This window comes from Actinomycetes bacterium (assembly GCA_035506535.1).
GTDB lineage: Bacteria > Actinomycetota > Actinomycetes > DATJPE01 > DATJPE01 > DATJPE01.
Genome location: DATJPE010000042.1, coordinates 1 through 22090, shown reverse-complemented (window position 1 = coordinate 22090; position 22090 = coordinate 1). Strand labels below are relative to the sequence as shown.

The 22090-nt window shown below is 71.1% G+C and carries 21 protein-coding genes; 15 read left to right on the top strand and 6 right to left on the bottom strand.

The genetic code is table 11. The features are described 5' to 3' along the window. The 3 genes from VMI11_06915 to VMI11_06905 form a co-directional block, all read left to right on the top strand. Positions 1–741, top strand: a 741-nt coding sequence (locus VMI11_06915; GenBank protein ID HTY72142.1) for a DUF11 domain-containing protein, incomplete at its 5' end; no start/stop codon positions are given. Between the two features lie 116 nt (positions 742–857). Next, complete coding sequence (locus tag VMI11_06910) at positions 858–1058, top strand: hypothetical protein (protein ID HTY72141.1); 201 nt, start codon at positions 858–860, stop codon at positions 1056–1058. 118 nt (positions 1059–1176) lie between these two features. Further along, positions 1177–1935, top strand: coding sequence for an ABC transporter permease (locus VMI11_06905; protein ID HTY72140.1), 759 nt, complete (start codon positions 1177–1179; stop codon positions 1933–1935). A 7-nt stretch (positions 1936–1942) separates the two neighbouring features. Here the strand turns inward: VMI11_06905 and VMI11_06900 are convergent, their stop codons facing one another. From VMI11_06900 to VMI11_06890, 3 genes are all read right to left on the bottom strand, one after another. Continuing rightward, positions 1943–2782, bottom strand: coding sequence for an ion transporter (locus VMI11_06900; protein ID HTY72139.1), 840 nt, complete (start codon positions 2780–2782; stop codon positions 1943–1945). A 74-nt stretch (positions 2783–2856) separates the two neighbouring features. Further along, positions 2857–3954 carry an acetate/propionate family kinase gene (locus VMI11_06895; protein HTY72138.1) on the bottom strand — a complete coding sequence of 366 codons (1098 nt, stop codon included), beginning with the start codon at positions 3952–3954 and terminating at the stop codon, positions 2857–2859. 4 nt (positions 3955–3958) lie between these two features. Next, positions 3959–6334 (bottom strand): phosphoketolase family protein, encoded by a 2376-nt coding sequence (locus tag VMI11_06890; protein HTY72137.1) that lies wholly within the window; start codon positions 6332–6334, stop codon positions 3959–3961. A gap of 90 nt (positions 6335–6424) precedes the next feature. On the opposite strand from VMI11_06890, the gene VMI11_06885 reads away from it, so the two are divergent. From VMI11_06885 to VMI11_06870, 4 genes are read left to right on the top strand one after another with little or no spacing between them, the layout of a single operon-like run. After that, a complete protein-coding gene (locus tag VMI11_06885) occupies positions 6425–7225 on the top strand; it encodes an alpha/beta hydrolase (GenBank protein ID HTY72136.1) in 801 nt (266 codons plus the stop codon). After that, positions 7218–7784, top strand: coding sequence for a TetR-like C-terminal domain-containing protein (locus tag VMI11_06880; GenBank protein ID HTY72135.1), 567 nt, complete (start codon positions 7218–7220; stop codon positions 7782–7784). The genes VMI11_06885 and VMI11_06880 overlap by 8 nt, the downstream gene beginning before the upstream one ends. Positions 7785–7804: 20 nt before the next feature. After that, positions 7805–8764: an ATP-binding cassette domain-containing protein gene (locus tag VMI11_06875; protein ID HTY72134.1), complete on the top strand. Its 960-nt coding sequence runs from the start codon at positions 7805–7807 to the stop codon at positions 8762–8764. Next, positions 8761–9618, top strand: coding sequence for an ABC transporter permease (locus VMI11_06870; protein HTY72133.1), 858 nt, complete (start codon positions 8761–8763; stop codon positions 9616–9618). Before VMI11_06875 ends, VMI11_06870 begins: the two co-directional genes overlap by 4 nt. Here the strand turns inward: VMI11_06870 and VMI11_06865 are convergent. Both VMI11_06865 and VMI11_06860 read right to left on the bottom strand, forming a co-directional pair. Next, positions 9540–10922, bottom strand: a complete 1383-nt coding sequence (locus VMI11_06865; GenBank protein ID HTY72132.1) for an acyltransferase — start codon at positions 10920–10922, stop codon at positions 9540–9542. The two genes, VMI11_06870 and VMI11_06865, sit on opposite strands and share 79 nt — an antisense overlap. Before the next feature lie 16 nt (positions 10923–10938). Next, on the bottom strand, positions 10939–13701 hold the full coding sequence (locus VMI11_06860; protein HTY72131.1) for a BTAD domain-containing putative transcriptional regulator: 2763 nt from the start codon (positions 13699–13701) through the stop codon (positions 10939–10941). Positions 13702–13844: 143 nt separating this feature from the next. Here VMI11_06860 and VMI11_06855 point away from each other — a divergent pair, with 143 nt between their 5' ends. Genes VMI11_06855 through VMI11_06820 form a run of 8 tightly spaced genes read left to right on the top strand, consistent with a single transcriptional unit; the run spans position 13845 to position 21789 of the window. Next, complete coding sequence (locus VMI11_06855; GenBank protein HTY72130.1) at positions 13845–15500, top strand: SpoIIE family protein phosphatase; 1656 nt, start codon at positions 13845–13847, stop codon at positions 15498–15500. Then, the gene (locus tag VMI11_06850) at positions 15487–15837 is read left to right on the top strand and encodes an STAS domain-containing protein (GenBank protein HTY72129.1); all 351 of its coding nucleotides are present in this window, start codon (positions 15487–15489) and stop codon (positions 15835–15837) included. Before VMI11_06855 ends, VMI11_06850 begins: the two co-directional genes overlap by 14 nt. Before the next feature lie 26 nt (positions 15838–15863). After that, positions 15864–16214: an STAS domain-containing protein gene (locus VMI11_06845; protein ID HTY72128.1), complete on the top strand. Its 351-nt coding sequence runs from the start codon at positions 15864–15866 to the stop codon at positions 16212–16214. A gap of 16 nt (positions 16215–16230) precedes the next feature. Then, on the top strand, positions 16231–16959 hold the full coding sequence (locus VMI11_06840) for a hypothetical protein (protein HTY72127.1): 729 nt from the start codon (positions 16231–16233) through the stop codon (positions 16957–16959). Between the two features lie 10 nt (positions 16960–16969). Then, the gene (locus VMI11_06835) at positions 16970–18097 is read left to right on the top strand and encodes a hypothetical protein (GenBank protein ID HTY72126.1); all 1128 of its coding nucleotides are present in this window, start codon (positions 16970–16972) and stop codon (positions 18095–18097) included. Beyond that, positions 18094–19224, top strand: coding sequence for a hypothetical protein (locus tag VMI11_06830; protein ID HTY72125.1), 1131 nt, complete (start codon positions 18094–18096; stop codon positions 19222–19224). Before VMI11_06835 ends, VMI11_06830 begins: the two co-directional genes overlap by 4 nt. Beyond that, on the top strand, positions 19221–20354 hold the full coding sequence (locus tag VMI11_06825) for a hypothetical protein (GenBank protein HTY72124.1): 1134 nt from the start codon (positions 19221–19223) through the stop codon (positions 20352–20354). Before VMI11_06830 ends, VMI11_06825 begins: the two co-directional genes overlap by 4 nt. Positions 20355–20370: 16 nt before the next feature. Continuing rightward, the gene (locus VMI11_06820) at positions 20371–21789 is read left to right on the top strand and encodes an NAD(P)/FAD-dependent oxidoreductase (GenBank protein HTY72123.1); all 1419 of its coding nucleotides are present in this window, start codon (positions 20371–20373) and stop codon (positions 21787–21789) included. A 33-nt stretch (positions 21790–21822) separates the two neighbouring features. Here the strand turns inward: VMI11_06820 and VMI11_06815 are convergent. Then, positions 21823–22090, bottom strand: a 268-nt coding sequence (locus tag VMI11_06815; GenBank protein ID HTY72122.1) for an HNH endonuclease signature motif containing protein, incomplete at its 5' end; no start/stop codon positions are given.

Below are 22090 nucleotides of genomic sequence, written 5' to 3'. Positions count from 1 at the left end.
GCCACGTTCGTCTCGGCGAGCGGCGCCGGATGGGCCTGCTCCGCCACCTCGACCACGGTGACGTGCACCCGTGCCTCGATCGCCGCCGGCGACGGCGCCCCGACGATCCTCGTGGTGGTCACGGCACCGGGACGCGCCGCGACGCTCACTGACCGCGCCCAGGTCACGAACACGGTCCACGACCCCGACCTCGCCAACAACAGCGCCACGGCAACCACGTCGGTCCGCCCGTCGGCGGACCTCTCGCTGGTCAAGACCGGCCCGGCGAGCGTGGTCGCGGGGGCGAGGATCACGTACACGCTGGTGGTGTCCAACGCCGGTCCCGACGCGGCCGCATCGGTGCGGGTCACCGACACCCTGCCAGCGGGTTTGACCTTTGTCTCGGCCGCCGGCTCCGGCTGGACCTGCACGCACGACGGCGACGTCACGGTGACCTGCACCCGGGCGGCCCTGGCCAGCCCGGCGAAGGCACCCGCCATCACGGTCGTGGTGGGCGCTCCGGCCTCGCCTACCACCGTGACCAACCACGCGGCGGTGACGTCGGCGACCTATGACCCGTTGGGCAGCAACGACGTCTCCTCGGCCCCGACCGAGGTGCTTCCCTTCAGCGCGTCGGGCGGCTCCAGCGGCGGGATGCCGAAGACCGGCGCCGACGTGCTGCTCGCGTCGGCCCTGGGGCTCGCGCTGGTGGTCCTCGGCCTCGGCCTGCTCCTCGCGGCCGGGCGCCGTCGCCACGGCTGACCACCCGGACGTCCGATCCGAGACTGCCGCCGAGCGGGTAGCGTTGCCCGACGCAATCCACGGAACGACAGCGAACGCAACGACAGCGACCGGAACCACCGAGCGACAGGACGTCCATGGGACTCGGCGAGACCCTGCTCCTCGGCTTCATCGCCGGGGCGACGATCCTCATCGGCTTGCCGGTGGGGCGCATGAAGCGCCCCGCGGTCGGCATGGCAGCGCGCGTCGCTGCCGACCGGCGCGGCCTCGGCCCGGCGGCGGTGGGCCCACCTTCCTCGGCATTCTCGTCGGCCACGGCTTTACGAGCGACGTCGTGAGCGTGGTCCTCCTGACGCTGGCCGCAGGATCGATCCTGTACGTCGTCGCGCAGCTGCTCGGCCTCCCGGCGGGGTACCTGACCGACGCGAGCGTGACCGCGTCCGGCGCCTGACTCAGGTGAGCTCGGCCCAGGTCGTTCGTCTCGGCGCGGCGCTCGTTCTGCTGCTCGGCGTCACCGCGGGGGTGGGCTCGGTCCTTCGGCTCGACCAGTGGCGCGATGCGGTCCTCGCCGTCGCCCGCGCGGTCGTGCAGCTGCTCCTCGTGGCCGCGGTGGTGAAGTTCGTCTTCACCCACCCTGCCTACGCGCCGCTCTACCTCACCGTCATGGTCACCGCCGCGACCTACACCTCCAGCCGCCGGCTCTCCAGGCGCTGCTCCCAGCCCGCCGTCCTTCCCGTTCTGGCGGCCATCGTCTGCGGGGCCGGCATCGCGGCGGCCGTCATCGTGGGGACCGGTGCCATCCCGTGGGAGGTCAGCCAGGTGCTGCCGCTCACGGCCCAGCTCATCGGTGGGGCGATGACGGCCACCACGCTCGCCTCCCTGCGGATGGTCGACGACGTCTCGGCGCACTGGGACCAGGTCGAGGCCTGGCTGTCCCTGGGCGCTCGTGCCGACGAGGCCGTACGGTCCTTCGCCCGGACCTCGGCCAGGGCGGCGCTCGTCCCGGCTCTTGACCAGACGCGCAACGTGGGCCTCGTGGTCCTGCCCGGCGCGTTCGTCGGCCTGCTCCTCGGCGGCGCCTCGCCCCTGGAGGCCGGCCGCCTCCAGCTCCTTGTCCTCGTGGGCCTGGTCGCCGCGGAGACGGTCGCCGCGACAGTGGTGACGTACGCGATCTCGGGGGTCCTCGGTGCCCGCCGGCCGCCGGTCCCGGCGTGAGGGGGCGTCAGTCCCCGAGGGCCTGCTCCAGCTCGGCCACCGCGCGCTGCTGGTCCTCGAGCAGCGCGCGTAGCCGGCGCAGCCGTTCCCGCGGCGCGTCGTCCACGTCAGTGACATCGTCCACGTCAGTGACATCGTCCACGTCATTGACATCGTTGACCGGCTCCGGCACCGCCGGCCCGTCCTCTGACTTGGGGGAGAGGAACACGTTGGCGAGGAAGCCGGTGAGGGTGCCGAAGATGCCCACACCGACGATGATGATCAACGTCCCGATCTCGCGGCCGTGCGGCGTCACCGGGTACTTGTCGCCGTACCCGACCGTCGACATCGTCACGATGCTGTACCACAGCGCGTCGCCGGCCGTCTCGATGTTGGCGCCTGGCTGGCCCTTCTCGGCGTGCAGCACGCCGAGGCTCCCGAACTGCAGCACGACGATGCCGATGAACAGCAACGTGTACAGCGCGCTGCCCGCCCGGTCGGTGAGCAGCGAGCGCATGATCCTGCGGATCCCGTACCTGCGCAGCAGCCGGTACACGCGCAGCACCCGGAAGATCCGCAGGACCTTCACCTGGGGGAACGGCAGGCTGCCCAGCAGGTCGGCCCAGCCGAACTGGCGGAAGAAGTACCCGGACTTGGAGTCCGCCCGGACCATCCGCATGGAGAAGTCGGCGAGGAACAGGAAGCTGAACAGCAGGTCCATCACCTGGATCACCTGCTGGTTGGACGCATCGTGCATGAGCGCGTAGAGGACGAGGTTCAGCAGGGACAGCAGCGACAGGGCCCCGATGAAGATCTCGTAGCCGGTGCTGCCCACCTCGTCGTCGCTGTACGTCCCCTCGGTGCTCATCCGGTGTCCTCCTCGGTGCCTGCCCCAAGGATGGCGATCCCGGGTCGTGGAGCCGGGGTGCGACACGAGGTGGATCAGGGCTTCGCGAGCACCTGCCGTACGCCGCGCGCGATCTCGACGTCCTCGCGGGCGGTCACGACGAAGGTGCGCACGAGCGCAGCCTGGGCGCCGACCTCGGCGTCCGGCTCGGCCGAGGCGTTCGCCTCGGCGTCCAAGCCGACCCCGAGGAAGCCCAGCCCGTCGGCGGCCCGGGACCGGATGGCGGGGGAGTGCTCGCCCACACCGCCGGTGAACACGAGCAGGTCCACTCCGCCCATGGCGGCGGCCATGGCGGCGATGCCGGCGCGCAGGCGGTGCACGTACACCTCGACCGCCAGGGTCGCGTCAGCGTCGCCCGCCGCCTCCCGTTCGAGGATGGCGCGGAGGTCGGAGCTCCCGGTCAGTCCGAGCAGCCCGGAGCGGTGCTCCAGGGTTGATGCCAGCTCCGAGGGGGGCATGCCCACGCGGTCGGCGAGCCAGAGGATCAGGCCCGGGTCGACCGTCCCCGACCGGGTGGCCATCACGAGCCCCTCGAGCGGGGTGAAGCCCATGGTGGTGTCCACCGAGACGCCGCCGTCGACGGCCGCGAGCGAGGCTCCGGCGCCCAGATGGCAGGTCACCACCCGGACCCGGGCGACGTCGAGCCCGGCGAGCTGCACCGCATGCCGCGAGGCGTACGCATGCGACAGTCCGTGGAACCCGTACCGGCGAAGTCCCCAGCGCGATCGCCACTCCGACGGCAGGGCGTAGGTCGAGGACGCGGGGGGCATCCGGGCGTGGAAGGCGGTGTCGAAGCAGGCGACCGCCGGTACGTCGGGCAGGGCGTTGGAGACGACCTCGAGGCCGTGCAGCGACGTCGGCTGGTGCAGCGGGGCGAGGTCGGTGAGCGCCTCGAGGGCACGGACTACGTCGTCGTCGACCAAGACCGGCTGGACGAAGCGGGTGCCGCCGTGCACGATGCGGTGCCCGGCCGCGGCGATCGGCCCGTGCTCGACGACGACGGCCCGTAGCGCGCCGTCGACAACGTGCCGGTCGCCGATCGGGAGGTTCTCCGAGACCAGCACGCGGTCGTCCTCGTCGAGGACGGCGAGCTTCAGGCTGCTGGAGCCCGCGTTGACGACGAGGATCCGCACCGCTTCAGTACCGCCAGGTCCAGTCGCCGATCTCCGGCGGGTCGATGCCCTCCAGCCTGGTGTACGCGCGGCAGCGCAGCCGCTCGTCCTGCATCCGCTGCCGCAGCGCGGCCGCCCTCGAGCCGAGACTGGCGACACGGTCGATGACGTCCATGACCAGGTGGAAGCGGTCCAGGTCGTTGAGCATCACCATGTCGAAGGGGGTCGTCGTGGTGCCCTCCTCCTTGTAGCCGCGCACGTGCAGCTCGTGGTGGTTGGTGCGGCGATAGGTCAGCCGGTGGATCAGCCAGGGGTAGCCGTGGTAGGCGAAGACCACTGGCCGGTCGGTGGTGAACAGTGCGTCGAACTCCCGGTCGGAGAGCCCGTGCGGGTGTTCCGACTCCGGCTGGAGGCGCATGAGGTCGACGACGTTGACCACGCGGACCTTCAGCTCGGGCAGCTCGCGCCGAAGGATGTCCACGGCCGCGAGGGTCTCCACCGTGGGGATGTCCCCGCAGCATGCCATGACGACGTCGGGCTCGCCCTCGTCGTTGGACGCCCACTCCCAGATCCCGATGCCCCGCGTGCAGTGCAGCTCGGCGTCCTCGATGGACAGGAAGTTCAGCGAGGGCTGCTTGCCCGCGACGATGACGTTGACGTAGTGCCGGCTGCGCAGGCAGTGGTCCGCGACCGACAGGAGCGTGTTCGCGTCCGGGGGCAGGTAGACCCGGATGATCTCCGCCTTCTTGTTGACGACGTGGTCGATGAACCCGGGGTCCTGGTGGGAGAAGCCGTTGTGGTCCTGCCGCCACACGTGGGAGGACAGCAGGTAGTTCATGGAGGCGATCGGGCGCCGCCACGGGATCCCGCGGGTCACCTTGAGCCACTTGGCGTGCTGGTTGAACATCGAGTCCACGATGTGGATGAACGCCTCGTAGCAGTTGAAGACCCCGTGCCGGCCGGTCAGGAGGTAGCCTTCCAGCCAGCCCTGGCACTGGTGCTCCGACAGCATCTCGATGACCTGTCCGTGCCGGGCCAGGTGGTCGTCACCCTCGATCGTGTCGGCCATCCACTGCCGGTCGGTGACGTCGAACACCGCACCCAGGCGGTTGGAGGCCGTCTCGTCCGGGCCGAAGATGCGGAAGGAGTCGGGGTTGTTGCGGACCACGTCGCGCAGGTACCCGCCGAGCACGCGCATCGCCTCGGCATAGGTCGTCCCGGGCTCCTTGACCTCCACCGCGTAGTCGCGGAAGTCGGGGAGCTTGAGGTCCTGCAGCAGCAGGCCGCCGTTGGTGTGCGGGTTCGCGCTCATCCGGCGGTGCGCCTTGGGCGGGAGCGCGGCCAGCTCGCCGACGAGCGCGCCGCGCTCGTCGAAGAGCTCCTCGGGGCGGTAGCTGCGCAGCCAGGTCTCCAGCAGCTGCAGGTGCCCCGGGTTGTTGCGCACCTCGGTCATCGGCACCTGGTGGGAGCGCCAGGTCCCCTCCGCCGGCAGGCCGTCCACCGTCTTGGGACCAGTCCAGCCCTTGGGCGTGCGGAACACGATCATCGGCCAGCGCGGCCGCGCGGTCTCCCCGCCCTCGCGGGCGGAACGCTGGATCGCCGCGATCTCGGCGACGACGGTGTCGAGCGTCTCGGCCATCTGCTGGTGCATGAGCGCCGGGTCATCGCCGGACACCCAGTGCACCGTGTGGCCGTAGCCCTCCAGGAGCGAGGTCAGCTCATCGTCGCCGATGCGCGCCAGCACGGTCGGGTTGGCGATCTTGTACCCGTTGAGGTGCAGGATGGGCAGCACGGCGCCGTCATGGACCGGGTCGAGGAACTTGTTGGAGTGCCAGCCCGTGGCCAGCGGTCCGGTCTCGGCCTCGCCGTCGCCGACGACGCAGCAGACCAGCAGGTCGGGGTTGTCGAACGCTGCGCCGTACGCGTGCGACAGGGAGTAGCCGAGCTCGCCGCCCTCGTGGATGGAGCCGGGGGTCTCGGGCGCGACGTGGGAGGGGATGCCGCCCGGGAAGGAGAACTGCCGGAACAGCCGGCGCATGCCGTCCTCGTCACGAGAGACCTCCGGGTAGACCTCGGAGTAGGTGCCCTCGAGATAGGCGTTGGCGACCGCGGCCGGCCCGCCGTGGCCGGGTCCCACCACGAAGATGGCGTCGAGGTCCCAGTTGCGGATCACCCGGTTGAGGTGGGCGTAGATGAAGTTCAGCCCTGGTGTGGTCCCCCAGTGCCCGAGGAGCCTCGGCTTGACGTGCTCGGGCAGCAGCGGCTCGCGCAGGAGGGGGTTGTCGAGCAGGTAGATCTGGCCCACCGACAGGTAGTTCGCGGCCCGCCAGTACGCGTCGATCGACGCCACCTCAGCGGGCGTGAGGGGGGCGTGCGTCGATGATCCGGATGACGTCGTCATGGCGTCAGTCCTACCGTTCCACGGCCCCGCTCGCCTACCGACCTAGGTCCCGGCTTGACTGGCAAAGCTAATGACACTAGCCTTCAGGCTATGACAACTAACTATCTCCAGCGCCCCCACGGGCGCATCGCGTACGACGTCGCGGGCAGCGGGCCGCTCGTGGTCTGCATCCCCGGGATGGGCGAGCTGCGCTCGACCTACCGTGCCCTCGTCCCGGCGCTGGTCGCCGCCGGCCACCGGGTCGCCATCATGGACCTGCGCGGGCACGGTGACAGCGATGCGAGTTTCGACCGCTACGACGACGTGGCGGCCGGGGAGGACGCGCTCGCCCTCGTCGAGCACCTCGGCGGACCCGCCGTCCTCGTCGGCAACTCGATGGGGGCGGGCGCGGCCGTCTGGGCGGCTGTCGAGCGGCCCTCGGCGGTGAACGCTCTCGTGCTCACCGGTCCCTTCGTGCGCGATGTCCCGACCGGGTGGTTCAAGGCCGCCGTGTTCCGGCTGACCCTCCTGCGTCCCTGGGGCCGCGCGGCCTGGCTCGCGTACTACCCGAAGTTCTTCCCGGGACGGCGCCCCGCGGACTTCGACGAGCACCGAGCGGCGATCGACGCCAGCCTGCGGCGCCCGGCGTACTGGAGGGCCTTCCACGCCACCACGCACACCTCGCACGCGCCCGCCGAGGCCCGCCTCGACCAGGTCGACGTCCCGGTGCTCGTGGTGATGGGCGACGCGGACCCCGACTTCGCCGACCCCGCGGTCGAGGGCCGCCTCGTCGCGGAGCGCCTGCACGGCGAGCTGGTGCTCGTCCCGGGCTCCGGGCACTACCCGCACGCGGAGTACCCCGAGGTCGTGACACCTGCGGTCTGCTCCTTCCTCGGTCGAGTCGATGCCTAGGGCCGGGCTGCGTCCCGACGTCGTCGTCGCCGAGGCCGCCGACGTCGCCGACGAGGTCGGCCTGCCGCGGCTGACCCTGCAGGCCGTCGCCGACCGCCTCGGCGTACGGCTGCCGAGCCTGTACAAGCACGTCGAGGGCTTGGACGACCTGCACCGCGGGGTGTCCACACTCGCGCTCCGCGAGCTCGGCGATCGCCTGGCGGGCGCCGCGGTGGGCAAGTCGCGTGGCGACGCCGTGCGAGCCATCGCCGAGGCCTACCGCTCCTACGCGCACGAGCACCCCGGACGCTACGCCGCCACGGTCCGCGCTCCCGCGCCCGACGACCACGCCCACCTGGCCGCGGCGGACGGGGTGCTTCGCACGGTGCTCAGCGTCCTGGCCGGCTACGGCCTGTCGGGCTCCGACGCGATCGACGCGACGCGCGGGCTGCGCGCGACGCTGCACGGGTTCTGCGCCCTGGAGGCGGCGGGAGGGTTCGGGCTGCCGCAGGACGTCGACCGAAGCTTCACTCGTCTCGTGACCGCTGTCGAGTCCGCTCTGCCCGCGTGGGCTGCCTAGGGTGGTCCCGGAGGGTCGAGATGACCGTTGCCGAGGGCGGGATCATCCGCACCGTCGACTTGACCAAGGTCTACCGGGGCGCGGACTTCAAGGCCGTCGCCGAGCTCAACCTCGACGTGTGGTCAGGTGAGGTCTTCGGCCTGCTCGGGCCCAACGGCGCCGGCAAGACGACGACGGCCGGCATGCTGACCACCCGGGTGATCCCGACCGCCGGCCGAGCGTTCGTGGCCGACATCGACGTGGTGCGGCACCCGGCGCTGGCCAAGCAGGTGATCGGGACGGTCTCGCAGACCAACACCCTCGACCGCCAACTCGACGTCTGGGAGAACCTGTACTTCCACGGCCGGCTGTTCGGCATCGGGGCCGCCGAGTCGCGCCGACGGGCCGACGAGCTGTTGGAACGCTTCCAGCTGGAGAAGTGGGCGAAGGCATCGGTGTACGCCCTGTCGGGCGGCATGGCGCAGCGCCTGATGGTCGCTCGGTCGGTCCTGCACCGACCGGCGGTGCTCTTCCTCGACGAGCCGACGGCAGGCCTCGACCCGCAGGGGCGGCTGGCGCTGTGGGAGCTGCTGCGCGACCTCAATGCCGACGGACAGACCATCATGCTCACCACCCACTACATGGAGGAAGCAGACCGGCTGTGCGACCGGGTGGCCATCATGGACCACGGGCGCATCCTCGCTATGGACACGCCGGCCGCGCTGAAGAAGGGGGTGGACGCGGACACCGTGGTCCTCGTTCGGGCCGAGGGGGACCAGGAGAGATTGACCGCGGTCCTGCTGGCCGCCGTGCCCGAGACGACCCGGCATCGCCGGACGGAGGCCGGCGTCGAGCTGCACGTCCGTGGCGGTGAACGTCTCCTGGCTCGCGTCGTGGCCGCCGCGGAGGCCGCGGGCTTCGAGGTCGCGGACCTCTCGGTCGCCGAGCCCACCCTCGAGACCGTCTTCATCACCCTCACCGGCAAGGAGCTGCGCGAGTGACCGGCGTCGCGACCAAGCCGACGCGCACCGCGTTCGCAGCCGGGCGGCTCGCCCTGCGGGCGCTCATGCTCCGCGACCTGGTGGTGCTGCGCAAGAACTTCGGGGAGTTCGCGATCCGCACCGTGATCCAGCCCTTCCTGCTCTGCTTCGTCTTCCTCTACGTCTTCCCCAAGATCGGCAGCGCGGTCGGCGGGGGTTCGCGGGGCGACGCCGCGCAGACCGCGTTCGCCACTGTCCTCGTCGCCGGGGTGGTCGGTATCTCGGTGATGTTCCAGGGGGTCCAGTCGGTCGCCCTTCAGATGTCTCAGGAGTTCGGCTACACGCGCGAGATCGAGGACCGGGTCCAGGCACCGTGCCCGATCTGGCTCGTGGCCGCATCGAAGGTGATCTCGGGGAGCGTCCAGGGGATGATCTCCGCGGCCATCGTGCTGCCCATCGCGTCGGTGGTGCACGCCAGGGGGGTCGAGGCGGCGATCGACCTCCACTGGCTGGTGATCGTGACCTTGGTCCCGCTGGCCTGCGTGACGATGTCCTCGCTGGGCCTGCTCCTCGGCACCAGCTTCCAGCCGCGCAACATCGGGCTGATGTTCGGGTTCGTCGTCTTGCCGATCACCTTCCTCGGCGGGACCTACTACGCGTGGACCCGCCTCGCTCCGGTCACGATCGGCCACTGGCACTGGCTGCAGACGATCGTCCTCGTCAACCCGCTCATCTATGTCAACGAGGGCATGCGGGCGGCGTTCACGGACGCCCCGCACATGCACCTCTACGTCATCTACCCCGTGCTGGTCGGGTTCTTCACGCTGTTCGTCTCGCTGGGCCTGCGCAACTTCCGGGGCCGCGTGCTGTCGTGACCTCCGCGGGCGGCAATGGCCAGCAGCGCGATGCCGAGCGCGTACGTCGCCAGCGCCGCGGTCGCGACGTGGCCGCCCGGCGCGAAGCCGCGGATCGCCAGGCGGGCGAGGCCGATCCCGGCGGCCAGCAGCCCGGCGGCGACGAGCGGCCCGGACCACGCCGTCGGGGAGTCGATGCCGGCCGGGAGGCGCCGCAGCGGCCGCTCGAGGCGCATGAGGCCCAGCACCAGGACGGTCACGAGCACCCCGAGCACCAGCAGCCACACCGGGCGTAGTGCCCACCACTGCCAGGATCCGACGGCCGGCTGGGGGACGGGTGACGTCCGGTACACGGCGAGAGCGACCACGACGACCGGGACCATGTGCCACAGGTAGACCCACATGACGGCCGGGGTGAGCCGCTGGACCGGTCGCCACCACGACGGGTCGTCGAGAAGGCGTGACGCAGGCCCCTGAAGGGCTATGACGACACCCGCCTGGACGGCGGCGAAAGCCAGCAGCGCCGCCGACGGCGGTCCGGTGTTGACGACCCGCTCGTGATTCGCCCCGATCATGTCGATCGGGAACGGACCGGGTCCGATCAGGGCGACGAGGGCCACGAGGCCGATCCCGGAGAGGAGGTACGGCCTGCCGGGCGGCGACGTCAGGCGCCCGTCCCGCCACGAGAAACCCCACTGGTGCATCGATCCCCACACCAGCAGATAGTTGAGGAAGCCGACGAAGCGCACGTGCCAGCCGACCGCCGCGAGGTCGATCGCGCACGCGGCGAGCGCCATGACAACGGGCACCGCGAGGCCCCACCGCTCGTGCAGGGCGAGCATCAGCGGGGTCACGGCGATGACGACGAGATAGGCCGGCAGGAACCACAGGTGCAACGCGGTCAGCCATCCCGCCTGGGACAGCTCCTTGGCGTTCCAGCCGGACGCGACGCCGAGCCCGAAGGCGAGGGTCATGGGGACGACGTACACCGTGGTCGGCCACAGCAGGCGCATCGCGCGGCCGTGCACCCACGCGGCCCACCCCTGCCCGGCCGCTCGGTGGCTGGTCCAGGAGCGCGCGTTGACATAGCCGCCGACGAGGAAGAAGACCGGCATGACCTGGAAGCCCAGGGTGACCCAGCCTCCCCAGTTGATGTAGTCCAGCGCGTCCTGGCCGGAGAGCCGGCCATGGGAGTAGGTCACGCTCACGAGCAGCCAGTGACCGATGACGACCGCGCTTATCGCGACCACGCGCAGCAGGTCCAGGTATCGCAGCCGGTCCGCGGTCGAGGGCTCGCTCGGGCTCGTCGGTTCTTTCCCGCTCATCGGGATCGAGGGTCCCTCACCACTCGGCGAGCTTCCAGATCTCAGGCCTGCGGACCGGTTCCCGGTCGACCTCCGCGAACAGGGCTGCGGCCGCCCGCTGGTGCTCCTGCGCCTGCTCGTCCCTGCCGGTCGCGTGCAGCAGGTCCGCCAGATTGGTGTGGAGTGCCGCCAGGGGGTGCACGTCGCCCGATCGGGACCCGAGGGCGAGTGCGCGCTCCGCGGCGTCGAGTGCCGCGGGCAGGTGCCCGGCCTCCGCCTCGAGGCGGGAGAGGTTGTTCAGGGCGGCCACCGCGCGCCCGGGGTCGGCGAGGAGCTCGGCGCTCGCGAGGCTGGACAGCAGGTGCTCTCGCGCCGCCGTGAGGTCGCCCGTCCTGGCTGCGACCAGCCCGCTGACGTTGTGCGCCTCCGCGAGCGCAACCGGCTCAGCCGCCGACGTCGCCAGCCGCACCGCCTCGTCCGCGGCCTCCCCGGCCCGATCGACGTCGCCGCGGCGCAGCCGGACCAGCGCGATGTCGGCGAGCAGCTCGGCGTCCCACGCGTCGTCCCGGTCCGCAGGGGGCATCGACCGTGCGCTGCCGAGGTGCGCCTCGGCGATCTCGAGGTCCCCCAGCCGCAGGTGGACCTGCGCGAGCCGGCGCTCGACCGAGGCCGCCGCCACTCCCTCGGGCGCCTGCGCGGCGGCCTGCTCGAAGGCGGTCACCGCGTCGGCGTACCTGCCGAGCCTCGCATAGCACTCGCCGAGCGCCAGGTGGAGGCCGGCGGGGTCGTGCCCGAGGGCGAGCGCCGCCTCCAGGTGCTCGGCGGCACTCGAATGCGCGAAGACGCGCCGGGCGTCCTCGGCGGCGCGAACGTGCCAGACCGCCGCCTCCTCGTCCCTGCCGGCCAGCTCCAGCTGGCGCGCGATGCTCGCCGCCGCGACCGCGCCGGGCCGTCGGGAGAGGCGCTCCATCAGTGCGTCGGCAGCGCGACCGTGCAGCAGCCGCCGCCGGGCGCGGCTGGTCCGGTCCAGGACGAGCCGGCGAAGGGTGTCGTGTGGGAAGTCATACGCCGCCCGCGTCGCCGACTCCACGAGGAGGCCGCGCGCCACCGCGTCCTCGAGGCCGGCGACGACCTCGGCGTCGCTGCGCCCGCTCACCCGGCGCAGCAGGTCGGGATCCACCGGGGCCGCCACCACCGCCACCACCGCCAGGAGCTGCGTGGTGGCCGGCGGGGCAGCGTCGACCCGGACCCGGACGGTCGACGCGACGCGGGCGTCGGCTGAGTCGAGGAGGATCGCGGCGTCCTCGGCGACGAGGAGAGGCAGCCCTCCCGTGCGCAGCAACACCTCCGTCACGGCGACGTCCGTGACGGTCGTCCCCATGGCCTCCAGCAGGGCGCCGACGTCTCGTCGGTCGAAGGGCTCGAGCCGGACCAGGGCGGCTCGACCGTCCCGACCGGCGTCGGCGACGGCGGCGGCCAGCGCCTGGGGCGCGGCCGAGGCTCGCCAGGTGAGCACGAGCAGCAGTCCTCGGGGGAGCCGCCGCGTGAGGAACGCGAGGACCTCCAGGGACTCCTCGTCGAGGAAGTGCGCGTCCTCCACGACCAGCACGACGGAGTCGTTCGAGCAGATCGCCCCGAGCAACCCCCGGACCGCAGAGAACAGCCTGGTGCGGGCCGCGGCGTCGTCGCCGTCGTCCCTGACGGGCACGTCCTCGCCGGACACCGCTGGCACCAGGCGACCCAGGGCCCGGCGTTCCCCGCCGGCCAACGACTCGACGACGGCAGGGCTGTCCGCCAGCGCGGAGCGGACCAGGTCGTACACGGCCGAGTACGCCAGTGACTGCTCACCCTCGTGCCCCCGGACCGTGACCACGGGCCGGGCGACCTCCGAGCAGAACCGCTCCACGAGCGCCGACTTCCCGCTTCCGGTCTCGCCCACCACGGCGACGACCCGAGGGAGAGCGGTCCACGCCTCACGGAGGAGGCCGAGCTCGCCCGCCCGCCCGACGAAGGGGGTCGCGGCGCGGGAGGTCCCCGGCTCCGCGGACGTCGAGGCGGCGACGGTGGTGACGGGTTCGGGGCCGCTGAGCTGTCCCGTCCGCACCGCGTCGTACACGGCCGTGGTCTCGGGCAGCGGCTCGACGCCGAGCTCCCGCTCGAGGATTCGCACGCAGTCCCGGTACTGCCGGATCGCCGCCGTGCGTTCCCCGGACCACGACAGCAGGCGGATCAGGTCCTGGTGCGCGTCCTCGCGCAGCGGGTCGAGGGTGAGGCGCCGGCGGGCGTACGGGAGTGCGTCGGCGTACTCGCCTCGGCCGATGTGATCGCGCACCAGCGTCGAGAGGAGGTCGTCCAGGTCGCGGCGCAGCTCCTCAGCGGTGGCCGCTCTCCAGTCCTCGAACTCGGGGCTGTCCCGCAGGCCGAAGCCGGCCAGGAAGTCACCGGCGTAGAGCGCGACGGCCGCGCGTGCGGCGCTGATGCCTCCTTGTCGTCGTAGCGTCGTGAACCGGGTGACGTCGCACGTGACGAGCGCCGGGTCCAGCTCGATCGCTCCTCTCCCGGCGAGCAGTGCCGGGCCGACGCTGCCCGCGCTCGACAGTGTGCGACGAAGCGAGGCGCGGGCGCGGGTCTGGTCCGAGCCCGGCCACAGCAGGGCTGCCAGCTCGTCGCGCCCATGCGGGCGGCCCGACACCGCGAGGACCGCGAGCATGGCCGGCACCTTGCGGGTGTCGAAGCCGAGGGGAGCACCGTCTCGCGCGATGACGGGCGAGCCGAAGAGGGTGAGCTCCACGTTCCGCATTTCGCCCTGACGGTAACGCTCGTCGGGTGAATAGTGTCCGGAAACCCGGGGAGCGGCCCGCTTCGTAACGATTCCGGAACGGAGGGCTCGGCATGCTCGGACCTGACGACGCCGCAGTGGGCGCGACCGATCCGGGAGGTGCCATGGCGAACTCGGTCCAGACCGAGGAGCGGGTCGGCGCTGCACCGGCAGAGGGCTCGACCGGCCCGGCATCCCGCGGCCGATCTCTCCTGCGCCGTCGCTCCCCGGCCGTCACCGAATCGCCCGCGATCCCCGGCACCGGCGGGCCGGACATCGACATCGCACCGAACGACCCGCTGCTCGCCTACGTCCACGAGAACGCGGGCGTCGTGGACATCAGGACGCTGAACCTCGCCTCACCCGCGCTCGAGCGCATGCGCGAGGCCGGCGTCGTCCTGGTGGTCCCCCTCGTCACGTCCGGGGAGCTCGTCGGGCTGCTGCAGCTCGGGCCCCGGCGGTCCGAGCGCGACTACTCCAAGGACGACCGCCAGCTGCTGGAGTCCCTGGCCCGCTACGCCGCCCCGGCGCTCCGCCTCGGCCAGCTGGTGCGGCAGCAAGAGGCCGAGGCCCGCGAACGGGAGCGCATGGAGCAGGAGCTCAAGGTCGCCCAGCTGATCCAGCAGCAGTTCCTGCCGAAGAGCCTGCCGGACCTGCCCACGTGGCATGTGTCAGCCCTCTATCGCCCGGCCCGCACGGTCGGCGGGGACTTCTACGACTTCATCGGACTCCCGGACGGACGGGTCATGGTCGTGACCGGCGACGTCACCGACAAGGGCGTACCGGCGGCCCTGGTGATGTCCAGCACCCACGCCCTCTTGCGCGAGACCGGGCCGCGCCTGGTCGCGCCCAGTGCCGTGCTGGCGAGGGTCAACGACCTGCTGTGCGAGGACATCCCGGCGCACATGTTCGTCACGTGCCTGGCGATGGTCCTGGACCCGCCCTCGGGGGCCATCGAGTTCGCCAACGCCGGCCACAACCTGCCGTACGTGCTCGGCACCGACGGAACAGTCCGCTCGCTGCGTGCCACCGGGATGCCGCTCGGGCTCATGCCGGGGATGACCTACGAGCCGAGCACAGCCGTGATCGCGCCGGGGGAGCAGCTCCTGCTCTACAGCGACGGCCTGACCGAGCAGCACGACGAGAACGGCGAGATGTTCGGCTTCGACCGCGTCTCGGCGCTCGTCGCCGAGGTCCGCGACGGTGTTGAGCTCACCGACTTCTGCCTGTCCGAGCTGGCCCGCTTCACCGGTGGGTCGGTGGAGCAGGAGGACGACATCACCCTCGTCTCGCTGCGCCGTACCGAGGGGGCCGCGCTGGGGCTCCCTGTCGGCCTGGTGGCCTCGTTCAGCCTTCCGAGCGAGCCCGGCAACGAGCGGCAGGCGATGAGTCGCGTCCACGACGCGGTCGCGGCCTATGGGTTGGCTCCCGAACGCCTCGAACGGCTCAAGACCGCGGTGGCCGAGGCCACGATGAATGCGATCGAGCACGGAAACCGCAACCGCGCCGACATCCCCGTCGACATCGCTGTCTACGACGAGGGTGACCGGATCGCCGTCACCGTCACAGACCACGGGGGCTCGGGGGAGGAGGTCGGGCCGACCCACCCGGACCTCGAGCTGAAGCTGGCCGGCCTGCAGACGGCGAGGGGGTGGGGCCTGTTCCTCATCCAGAACATGGTCGACGAGGTCGTGCAGTCGACGCAGGACGGCCGCCACACCGTGCGGCTGGTCATGTCGATCGACGCTTCCCCTGAGGAGGGTCCCGATGACGGCGTATGAGGTGGCTGTCCAGGGTCAGCCGCCCGTGGCGGTGATGACTCTGACCGGTCAGGTCGATCGTGACGCCATGGGGTCACTGACGGCCGCCTACGAGGACGCGGTCCGGTCCGATCCTCGCGTGGTGCTCCTCGACTTCAGCAAGGTCGACTACATCAACTCCACCGGGATCGCGCTCATCGTGGGGATCCTCGGGCGTGCCAGGGCGGAGAACCGACGGGTGTTCGCGTCCGGGCTGAGCTCCCACTACGAGCACATCTTCTCGATCACCCGCCTCTCGGACTTCATCCAGATCTACTCCGACGTCGACGCCGCCGTCGACGGCGCTGCCCATTCGTGACCCGCACCGCGAGAACAGGGAGAACCATGAACGAGCCCGTGCTGTCCCTGGACGTGAGACACCCGAGTGACACCGCCGCCGTCATCGACATCAACGGCGAGGTGACGGCTGCCTGCGAGCCGACCTTGATGAAGGCCTACGAGGAGGCGAGCTCTCCCGGGACGCGCCTGCTCGTCCTCAACTTCGACGGGTTGCAGTACATGAACAGCGGGGGCATCGGGATGCTCGTGACGCTGCTGGTGCGCGCCAACCGCCAGCACCAGAAGCTCGCCGCCTTCGGTCTCACCGACCACTATCGGCAGATCTTCGAGCTGACCCGGCTCGACGAAGCCATCTCCATCCACGACGACGAGTCCAGCGCCCTCGCGGCCGCCTGACGAGAGGGGTAGGACCATGAGCGAGACCCACGAGCAGCCACGAGACGCCGGCAACTGGGCTCCGAACGTCGGTCGCCTCGAGGTCGGCCCGGAGGTGGCCGCGGCCGGTTTCAACGTGAGCGGCCGCAAGGTGACCGGGCCGCAGCAGGGCTTCGGGAAGCTCTGGCAGCGCACGTACGCGACCGAGCTCGGCAGCGGGATCGGCCCCCAGGCCGTGATCGCGGACTGGAAGCAGAACTTCGGCAGCTACTGGCCGAAGGGCGCGACCTTCCACACCTCGCTGACCGGCGTCAGCCCAGGTTCGGTGAACCCGATCGGCATCGACACCGGAGCGGGGATGACGCTGTCGACCGGGATCCTCGTCCTGTACGCCGACGACGAGTCCTTCACCTTCATGACGCCCGAGGGCCACATGTTCGCTGGGATGATCACCTTCGGGGCGGAGAGCGTCGCGAGCGGGACCGAGGTGTCCATCCGGATCCTCATCCGCACGAACGACCCGCTGTACGAGCTCGGCTGGCCGGTCATGCGACGCAAGGAGGACCAGTTCTGGGTCGCTACGCTGAAGAACCTCGCGGCCCACCACGGGGTCCCCGACGCCGAGGTGAGCGAGTACACCGTGTGCGTGGACCGGAAGCGGCTCTGGGGCAACTGGAGGAACGTGCGCCACAACGCCGGCATGCGCTCGGCGGCGCACACCGCCACAGCTCCGCTGCGCGCACTGCGTCGTACGGAGCGGGGGTGACCGAACGGCGATGCTGACGTCGCGACCAGGGCGCCTCAACGCGACGATCCTCGTCGTCGCCGTACTGGCGCTGCTGGTCGAGGCGGGGGTCTCGCGGTCTGCGAGCAGCTGGGCCACGCTCCTGGTTCCCGTCAGCTTCCTCGTGGTCGGATGGCTCGTCCTGCGCCGCTATCCGCGGCACGTCGAGGGCCGGCTGCTACTCGGAATCGGCCTCGCCTGGGGGGTGATCCTCGGCCTGCCCTTCGACGGCGGGTGGGTCGTCCCGGTGGGGCTGATGGGCACCCACCTCGTCCTGCGTTTCCCCGATGGGCAGCTGCTGTCTCCCCGCTGGCGGTGGTTCTCCCACGGGTGCACGGTCCTCATCGTCTTGCTGACGGTCGTCGTGACCACTGCCTCCAAGATCACGTCGCAGGGCACTGTCAACCGGTACTACCTGCCGTGGACCCAGGCGCTGTCGGTCTTCCTGCTGCTCTTCCCGGCGGCGCTGGTCGTCAGCGTCGTCTCGGTCGTGCTTCGCTACCGAAGGTCGGGTCCGATCGAGCGTGCTCAGATCCGCTGGCTCGGTGCGGCGGCGGCAACGATCGTGGTGATCTACTCCATCACGCTCGCGACCTCCTTCGCCTATGACGGCTTCCACCACATCGACAGCACCGACTCCAACTGGTTCGCGGTCCGCTACCCGTTCTGGTTGCTCGCTCTGCAGTTCGTCGCGCTCTTGTCGTTCATGCTGATCCCGGCTGCCTTCGGTGTCGCGATCCTGCGTTACCACCTCTACGACATCGACCGGATCATCAGTCGTACCACCGCCTACGTGCTGGTGACCGCCCTGCTGGTGGGCACCTTCGCCGTCACGGTGACCGTCATGTCGGTACTGCTCGGTCCGTCCAACCACCTCGGCGTCGCGCTGGCCACGCTCGCCGTGGCCGGCATTGCGCGTCCGGTCCTCACCCGGGTCCGGACGAGCGTGGACAAGCGGTTCAACCGAGTCCGCTACGACGCCTTGCGCACCGTCGATGAGTTCGGGTCGAGGCTGCGCCACGAGGTCGATCCCGATGTCGTCGCGTCCGACCTGATGGCCGTCGTGGGGACCACGCTCGAGCCCGTGCGCGCCAGGATCACCTTGGTGGCCCGGGCATGACGTCGAGATGGGGTCTCGCGGCGCGCTGGGGCCTCATGGCCGTCAGCGCGCTCGGGCTCGGGCTTGGGATGCTGGGAGCCAGCTGGGGGGTGTTCTACACGTTGCTGCCCGCGGTGGTCTACGCCGCGATCGGCTGGCTGCTCACCCGGCGCAAGCCGGAGAACCCGATCGGCTGGGTCTTCCTCGGTGTGGGCTCGGTTGCCGGGCTGATCGCCGCGGCGAACGCCGCGATGACCCTGGCCGTCAGGTCGGACCAGCCGTCCGCCTGGTATGCCCTGACGGCCGCGTGGTTCTCGAACTTCCTGTGGATCGTCGCTCTCACGCTCGGCTTCGTGCTCACCCTGCTGCTCTTCCCCCACGGTCTTGCCTCGCCACGGTGGAGACCGCTGCTGTGGACAAGCGTGGTGACCTGCGCCCTGATCGTCGTCGAGGGCGCACTCGCGCCGGACCTCGTGGTGGCCTCCCGCACGTACGCGAACCCCCTGCACCCCGGCCCATGGGGTCCGGTGGCCAAGGTGGCTTGGGCGATGTCGCTGATGGTGATGGCGTTATGCGGGGTCGGCGCCGTGGTCTGCTCGGTCCTTCGGTACCACCGTGCCACCGGGGTCGAGCGTGCTCAGCTGCGCTGGCTCGCCTACTCGGCCGCGATCCTGCTGGTGTTCCTCTTCATTCCCCGGTTGAACGGCAGCGATCTCGCCTTCGCCCTGGTCTTCAGCCTCCTCCCGGTCTCGTGCGGAATCGCCATCCTGCGCTACCACCTGTATGACATCGACCGCATCATCAGCCGGACCACGTCCTACGCCGTCGTCACCGGACTTCTCCTCGCCGTCTACGGCACGATCGTCTTGTCCGCAAGCCGGCTGCTGCACACTGATTCCCCGGTCGTGGTCGCCGTCGCAACATTGTCCGCCGCCGCCTTGGCCCGACCAGCACTACGACGCGTTCAGCTCATGGTGGATCGTCGCTTCGATCGAGCGCGGTACGACGCGCTCCAGACCATCGACGACTTCGGCGCGCGACTACGGCATGAGGTCGACCCGGACGTGGTGGTCGCGGATCTGTCGTCCGTGGTGCGCCGGGCGCTGCAACCTGAGCACTCGCGGATCACTCTGGTGGAGCGGTCATGATTCCATCGCCGCTGTTTCGTGTCCTGATCGTCGGGCTCGGGCTCGGGTCAGTGGTGACCCTGTTGACCCTGGCAGCGATCGACCCGGACGGTTCCACCTGGGCGCTGGTGTGGGTCGCGTATGCCGTGATGGCGGTCTGGGTGCTGTGGCGGCTGCCCGGGAACCGCATCGGGTGGTTCATGCTCGCGATCGCCCTCATCTTCACCGGCGTCACGCTGATCAACTGGTTCGTCACCGGCCCCGGGGCTTCCGGATCGGTCTGGATCGAGGTGATGTCCCCCGTTCTCGGCAGTGCCGGTTGGCTGACCTTCCTCCTGATGGTCGCGTTGTTCCCCGACGGCACCGCTGGTAGCCGCGCACAACGGTGGTTGGTGGGCGCCGGCTGGACGTTCATGGTCATGGGGGCGCTCGTCACGGTCACCAGCTCGAGTCGGCTGCCGGACACCGGGCGCCTCGGGCCCCTTGCCGGAACGGCGCTCGCGGATCTCAGCGATGCAGCCGCTCCTGTCGGTGGCGTCCTCGTTGCCGTGTTCCCCCTCCTGGTCCTCATCAGCCTGGTCGTGCGGTGGCGGACCAGCGACGGCGTTCACCGGCAGCAGTTCAAGTGGTTCTTCTGGGGCGCCGCCATCACCATCGTCGTGCTGGCGATCGGTTCGCGCGGCACCGACCCGGGAGTTCCGTCGGCCGTCGCCTACGTCGTGTGGGTGACCGGCGGAGCGGCTCTGCCCCTGTCCATCGCGATCGCGGTGCAGCGCTATCGGCTGTACGACGTCGACCGGGTCATCTCGCGCACGACGTCGTATGCCGTGGTGACCGGAGTGTTGGCCGCCCTGTTCGCCGGCGTGGTCGCCCTCGGGTCCACGGCGCTCGGCTCTGACAACCAGTTGGCCGTCGCGGCAGCCACGTTGATCGCTGCGGCGTTGGCCCGCCCGCTCTACCGAAGGGTGCAGCAGCTCGTCGACCGACGCTTCGACCGCGCTCGCTACGACGCCGTCCGAACCGTGGATAGCTTCGGGGCACGGCTTCGCCGAGAGGTGGACCCGCAGGTCGTCTCGCACGACCTGCTCGGTGTCGTCGACCAGGCCCTCTCCCCGAGCATGGTGGGCCTGTGGCTGCGAGCACCGCGATGAGGACGAGAATCCCGCCGTGACCGACGTGGACGCCGTGGTCGTGGGATCGGGGCCGAACGGTCTGGTCGCCGCGGTCCGGCTGGCCCAGGCCGGCCTTCGCGTCGTGGTTCTCGAAGCCGCCGAGCGGGTCGGTGGCGGCCTGCGGACGGAGGAGCTGACGCTTCCCGGCTTCCGACACGACGTGTGCGCCACGGTCCACGCCCTGGCGCAGGCCGCTGTGGCCTTTCGCGAGCTGGGGCTCGAGCGGGACGGTCTGACGTACGCGCATCCGCCGGTCCCGCTCGGCCACCCCCTGGACGCGCTGCCGGCCGTGATCCTCGACCGCGACGTCGACACGACCGCGCGCGGCCTCGGCCGGGACGGTCGGGCGTGGCGGACGCTCGTCGCGTCGATGGCCGCGGCCGGGCCCGAGGTCGTCGACGGGCTGCTCTCCCCGATGCAGGTGCCGCCGCGACACCCGTTGCGTCTGGCCGCGTTCGGCGCACGCGGCATCTGGCCCGCGACCTGGGTCAACGCAGCCGCCTTCCGGGAGCCGCGGGCGCGAGCGCTGTTCGCCGGCGTCTCCGCGCACGCGATCCTGCCGCTGACCAGCCCGGCCACCAGCGGCTACGGGCTGATGCTGGCGTCGCTGGCGCACTCCGTCGGCTGGCCGGTCGCCGTCGGGGGCTCGCAGGCGATCGCCGACGCCCTGGTCCGGCGCCTGCGGTCCCTCGGCGGCGAGGTGGTCACCGGCACCGATGTACGACGTCTTTCGGCGCTCCCCTCGCACCGCGTCGCCCTGCTCGACATCACGCCGCGCCAGTTCCTGCGCATCGCGGACGCGGAGCTGAGCGGCCGGTACCGACGGGCCCTCGAGCGGTACCGGTACGGCCCCGGGGTGTTCAAGCTCGACTGGGCGCTCGACGGCCCGGTCCCGTGGGGTGACGAGCGGCTGGCCGCGGCCGGGACGGTCCACCTCGGCGGCCGCGCCGAGGAGATCGTGGCGGGGGAACGGACCGTCTCCCGGGGCGGCCATCCGGAGCGGCCGTACGTGCTCTTCGTCCAGGCGAGCGTCGCCGACCCGTCCCGCGCACCGGCGGGGAAGCAGACCGGCTGGGCGTACTGCCACGTCCCGAACGGGTCCACTGTGGACATGACGGGGGCTATCGAGGCACAGCTCGAGCGCTTCGCCCCGGGATTCCGCGAGCGTGTCCTCGCCCGTCACGCGATGGGTCCGGCCGCGCTCGAGGCGCACAACGCCAACGAGGTGGGCGGGGACATCAGCGGTGGAGCCGCCGACCTGCGCCAGTTCGTGGCCCGCCCGGTGCTGGGCCTGGACCCGTGGTCGACGCCGTTGCCCGACGTCTACCTGTGCTCGGCCTCGACACCGCCGGGCGGGGGAGTCCACGGCATGGGTGGCTGGCACGCCGCCGCCGCGGCGCTTCGCCGGATGTGATCGGTGGAGGGAGGAGTAGTGCGCGGACGTCGTTCAGGCGGCGCGGGGTCTTCGTCGGAACCGAGCGCTCAGCAGGATCCGCCACGTCGGGTCGGCAGTCGCGATGTCGGGTGTGACCCAGTCCGGTGGGCTGAAGACCGGCATCCCGTCGGCGCCGATGTCGACCTCCCAGGCCGAGTGGTGGATCAGCCGGTGATGGTGCGGACACAGGAGCACAAGGTTGACCAGCGCCGTCACCCCGCCGCACGACCACGGGACGATGTGGTGCGCGTCGCACCAGGCGGCAGGGATCTGGCACCCC

Bases quoted from the DNA above. Each gene is read 5' to 3' on its own strand.
- VMI11_06850 (HTY72129.1), top strand. From the start codon at position 15,487: ATGACGGCGTATGAGGTGGCTGTCCAGGGTCAGCCGCCCGTGGCGGTG.
- VMI11_06880 (HTY72135.1), top strand. From the start codon at position 7,218: ATGCCTAGGGCCGGGCTGCGTCCCGACGTCGTCGTCGCCGAGGCCGCC.
- VMI11_06885 (HTY72136.1), top strand. From the start codon at position 6,425: ATGACAACTAACTATCTCCAGCGCCCCCACGGGCGCATCGCGTACGAC.
- VMI11_06830 (HTY72125.1), top strand. From the start codon at position 18,094: ATGACGTCGAGATGGGGTCTCGCGGCGCGCTGGGGCCTCATGGCCGTC.
- VMI11_06835 (HTY72126.1), top strand. From the start codon at position 16,970: ATGCTGACGTCGCGACCAGGGCGCCTCAACGCGACGATCCTCGTCGTC.
- VMI11_06845 (HTY72128.1), top strand. From the start codon at position 15,864: ATGAACGAGCCCGTGCTGTCCCTGGACGTGAGACACCCGAGTGACACC.
- VMI11_06840 (HTY72127.1), top strand. From the start codon at position 16,231: ATGAGCGAGACCCACGAGCAGCCACGAGACGCCGGCAACTGGGCTCCG.
- VMI11_06890 (HTY72137.1), bottom strand. From the start codon at position 6,334: ATGACGACGTCATCCGGATCATCGACGCACGCCCCCCTCACGCCCGCT.
- VMI11_06875 (HTY72134.1), top strand. From the start codon at position 7,805: ATGACCGTTGCCGAGGGCGGGATCATCCGCACCGTCGACTTGACCAAG.
- VMI11_06865 (HTY72132.1), bottom strand. From the start codon at position 10,922: ATGAGCGGGAAAGAACCGACGAGCCCGAGCGAGCCCTCGACCGCGGAC.
- VMI11_06855 (HTY72130.1), top strand. From the start codon at position 13,845: ATGGCGAACTCGGTCCAGACCGAGGAGCGGGTCGGCGCTGCACCGGCA.
- VMI11_06825 (HTY72124.1), top strand. From the start codon at position 19,221: ATGATTCCATCGCCGCTGTTTCGTGTCCTGATCGTCGGGCTCGGGCTC.
- VMI11_06900 (HTY72139.1), bottom strand. From the start codon at position 2,782: ATGAGCACCGAGGGGACGTACAGCGACGACGAGGTGGGCAGCACCGGC.
- VMI11_06860 (HTY72131.1), bottom strand. From the start codon at position 13,701: ATGCGGAACGTGGAGCTCACCCTCTTCGGCTCGCCCGTCATCGCGCGA.
- VMI11_06910 (HTY72141.1), top strand. From the start codon at position 858: ATGGGACTCGGCGAGACCCTGCTCCTCGGCTTCATCGCCGGGGCGACG.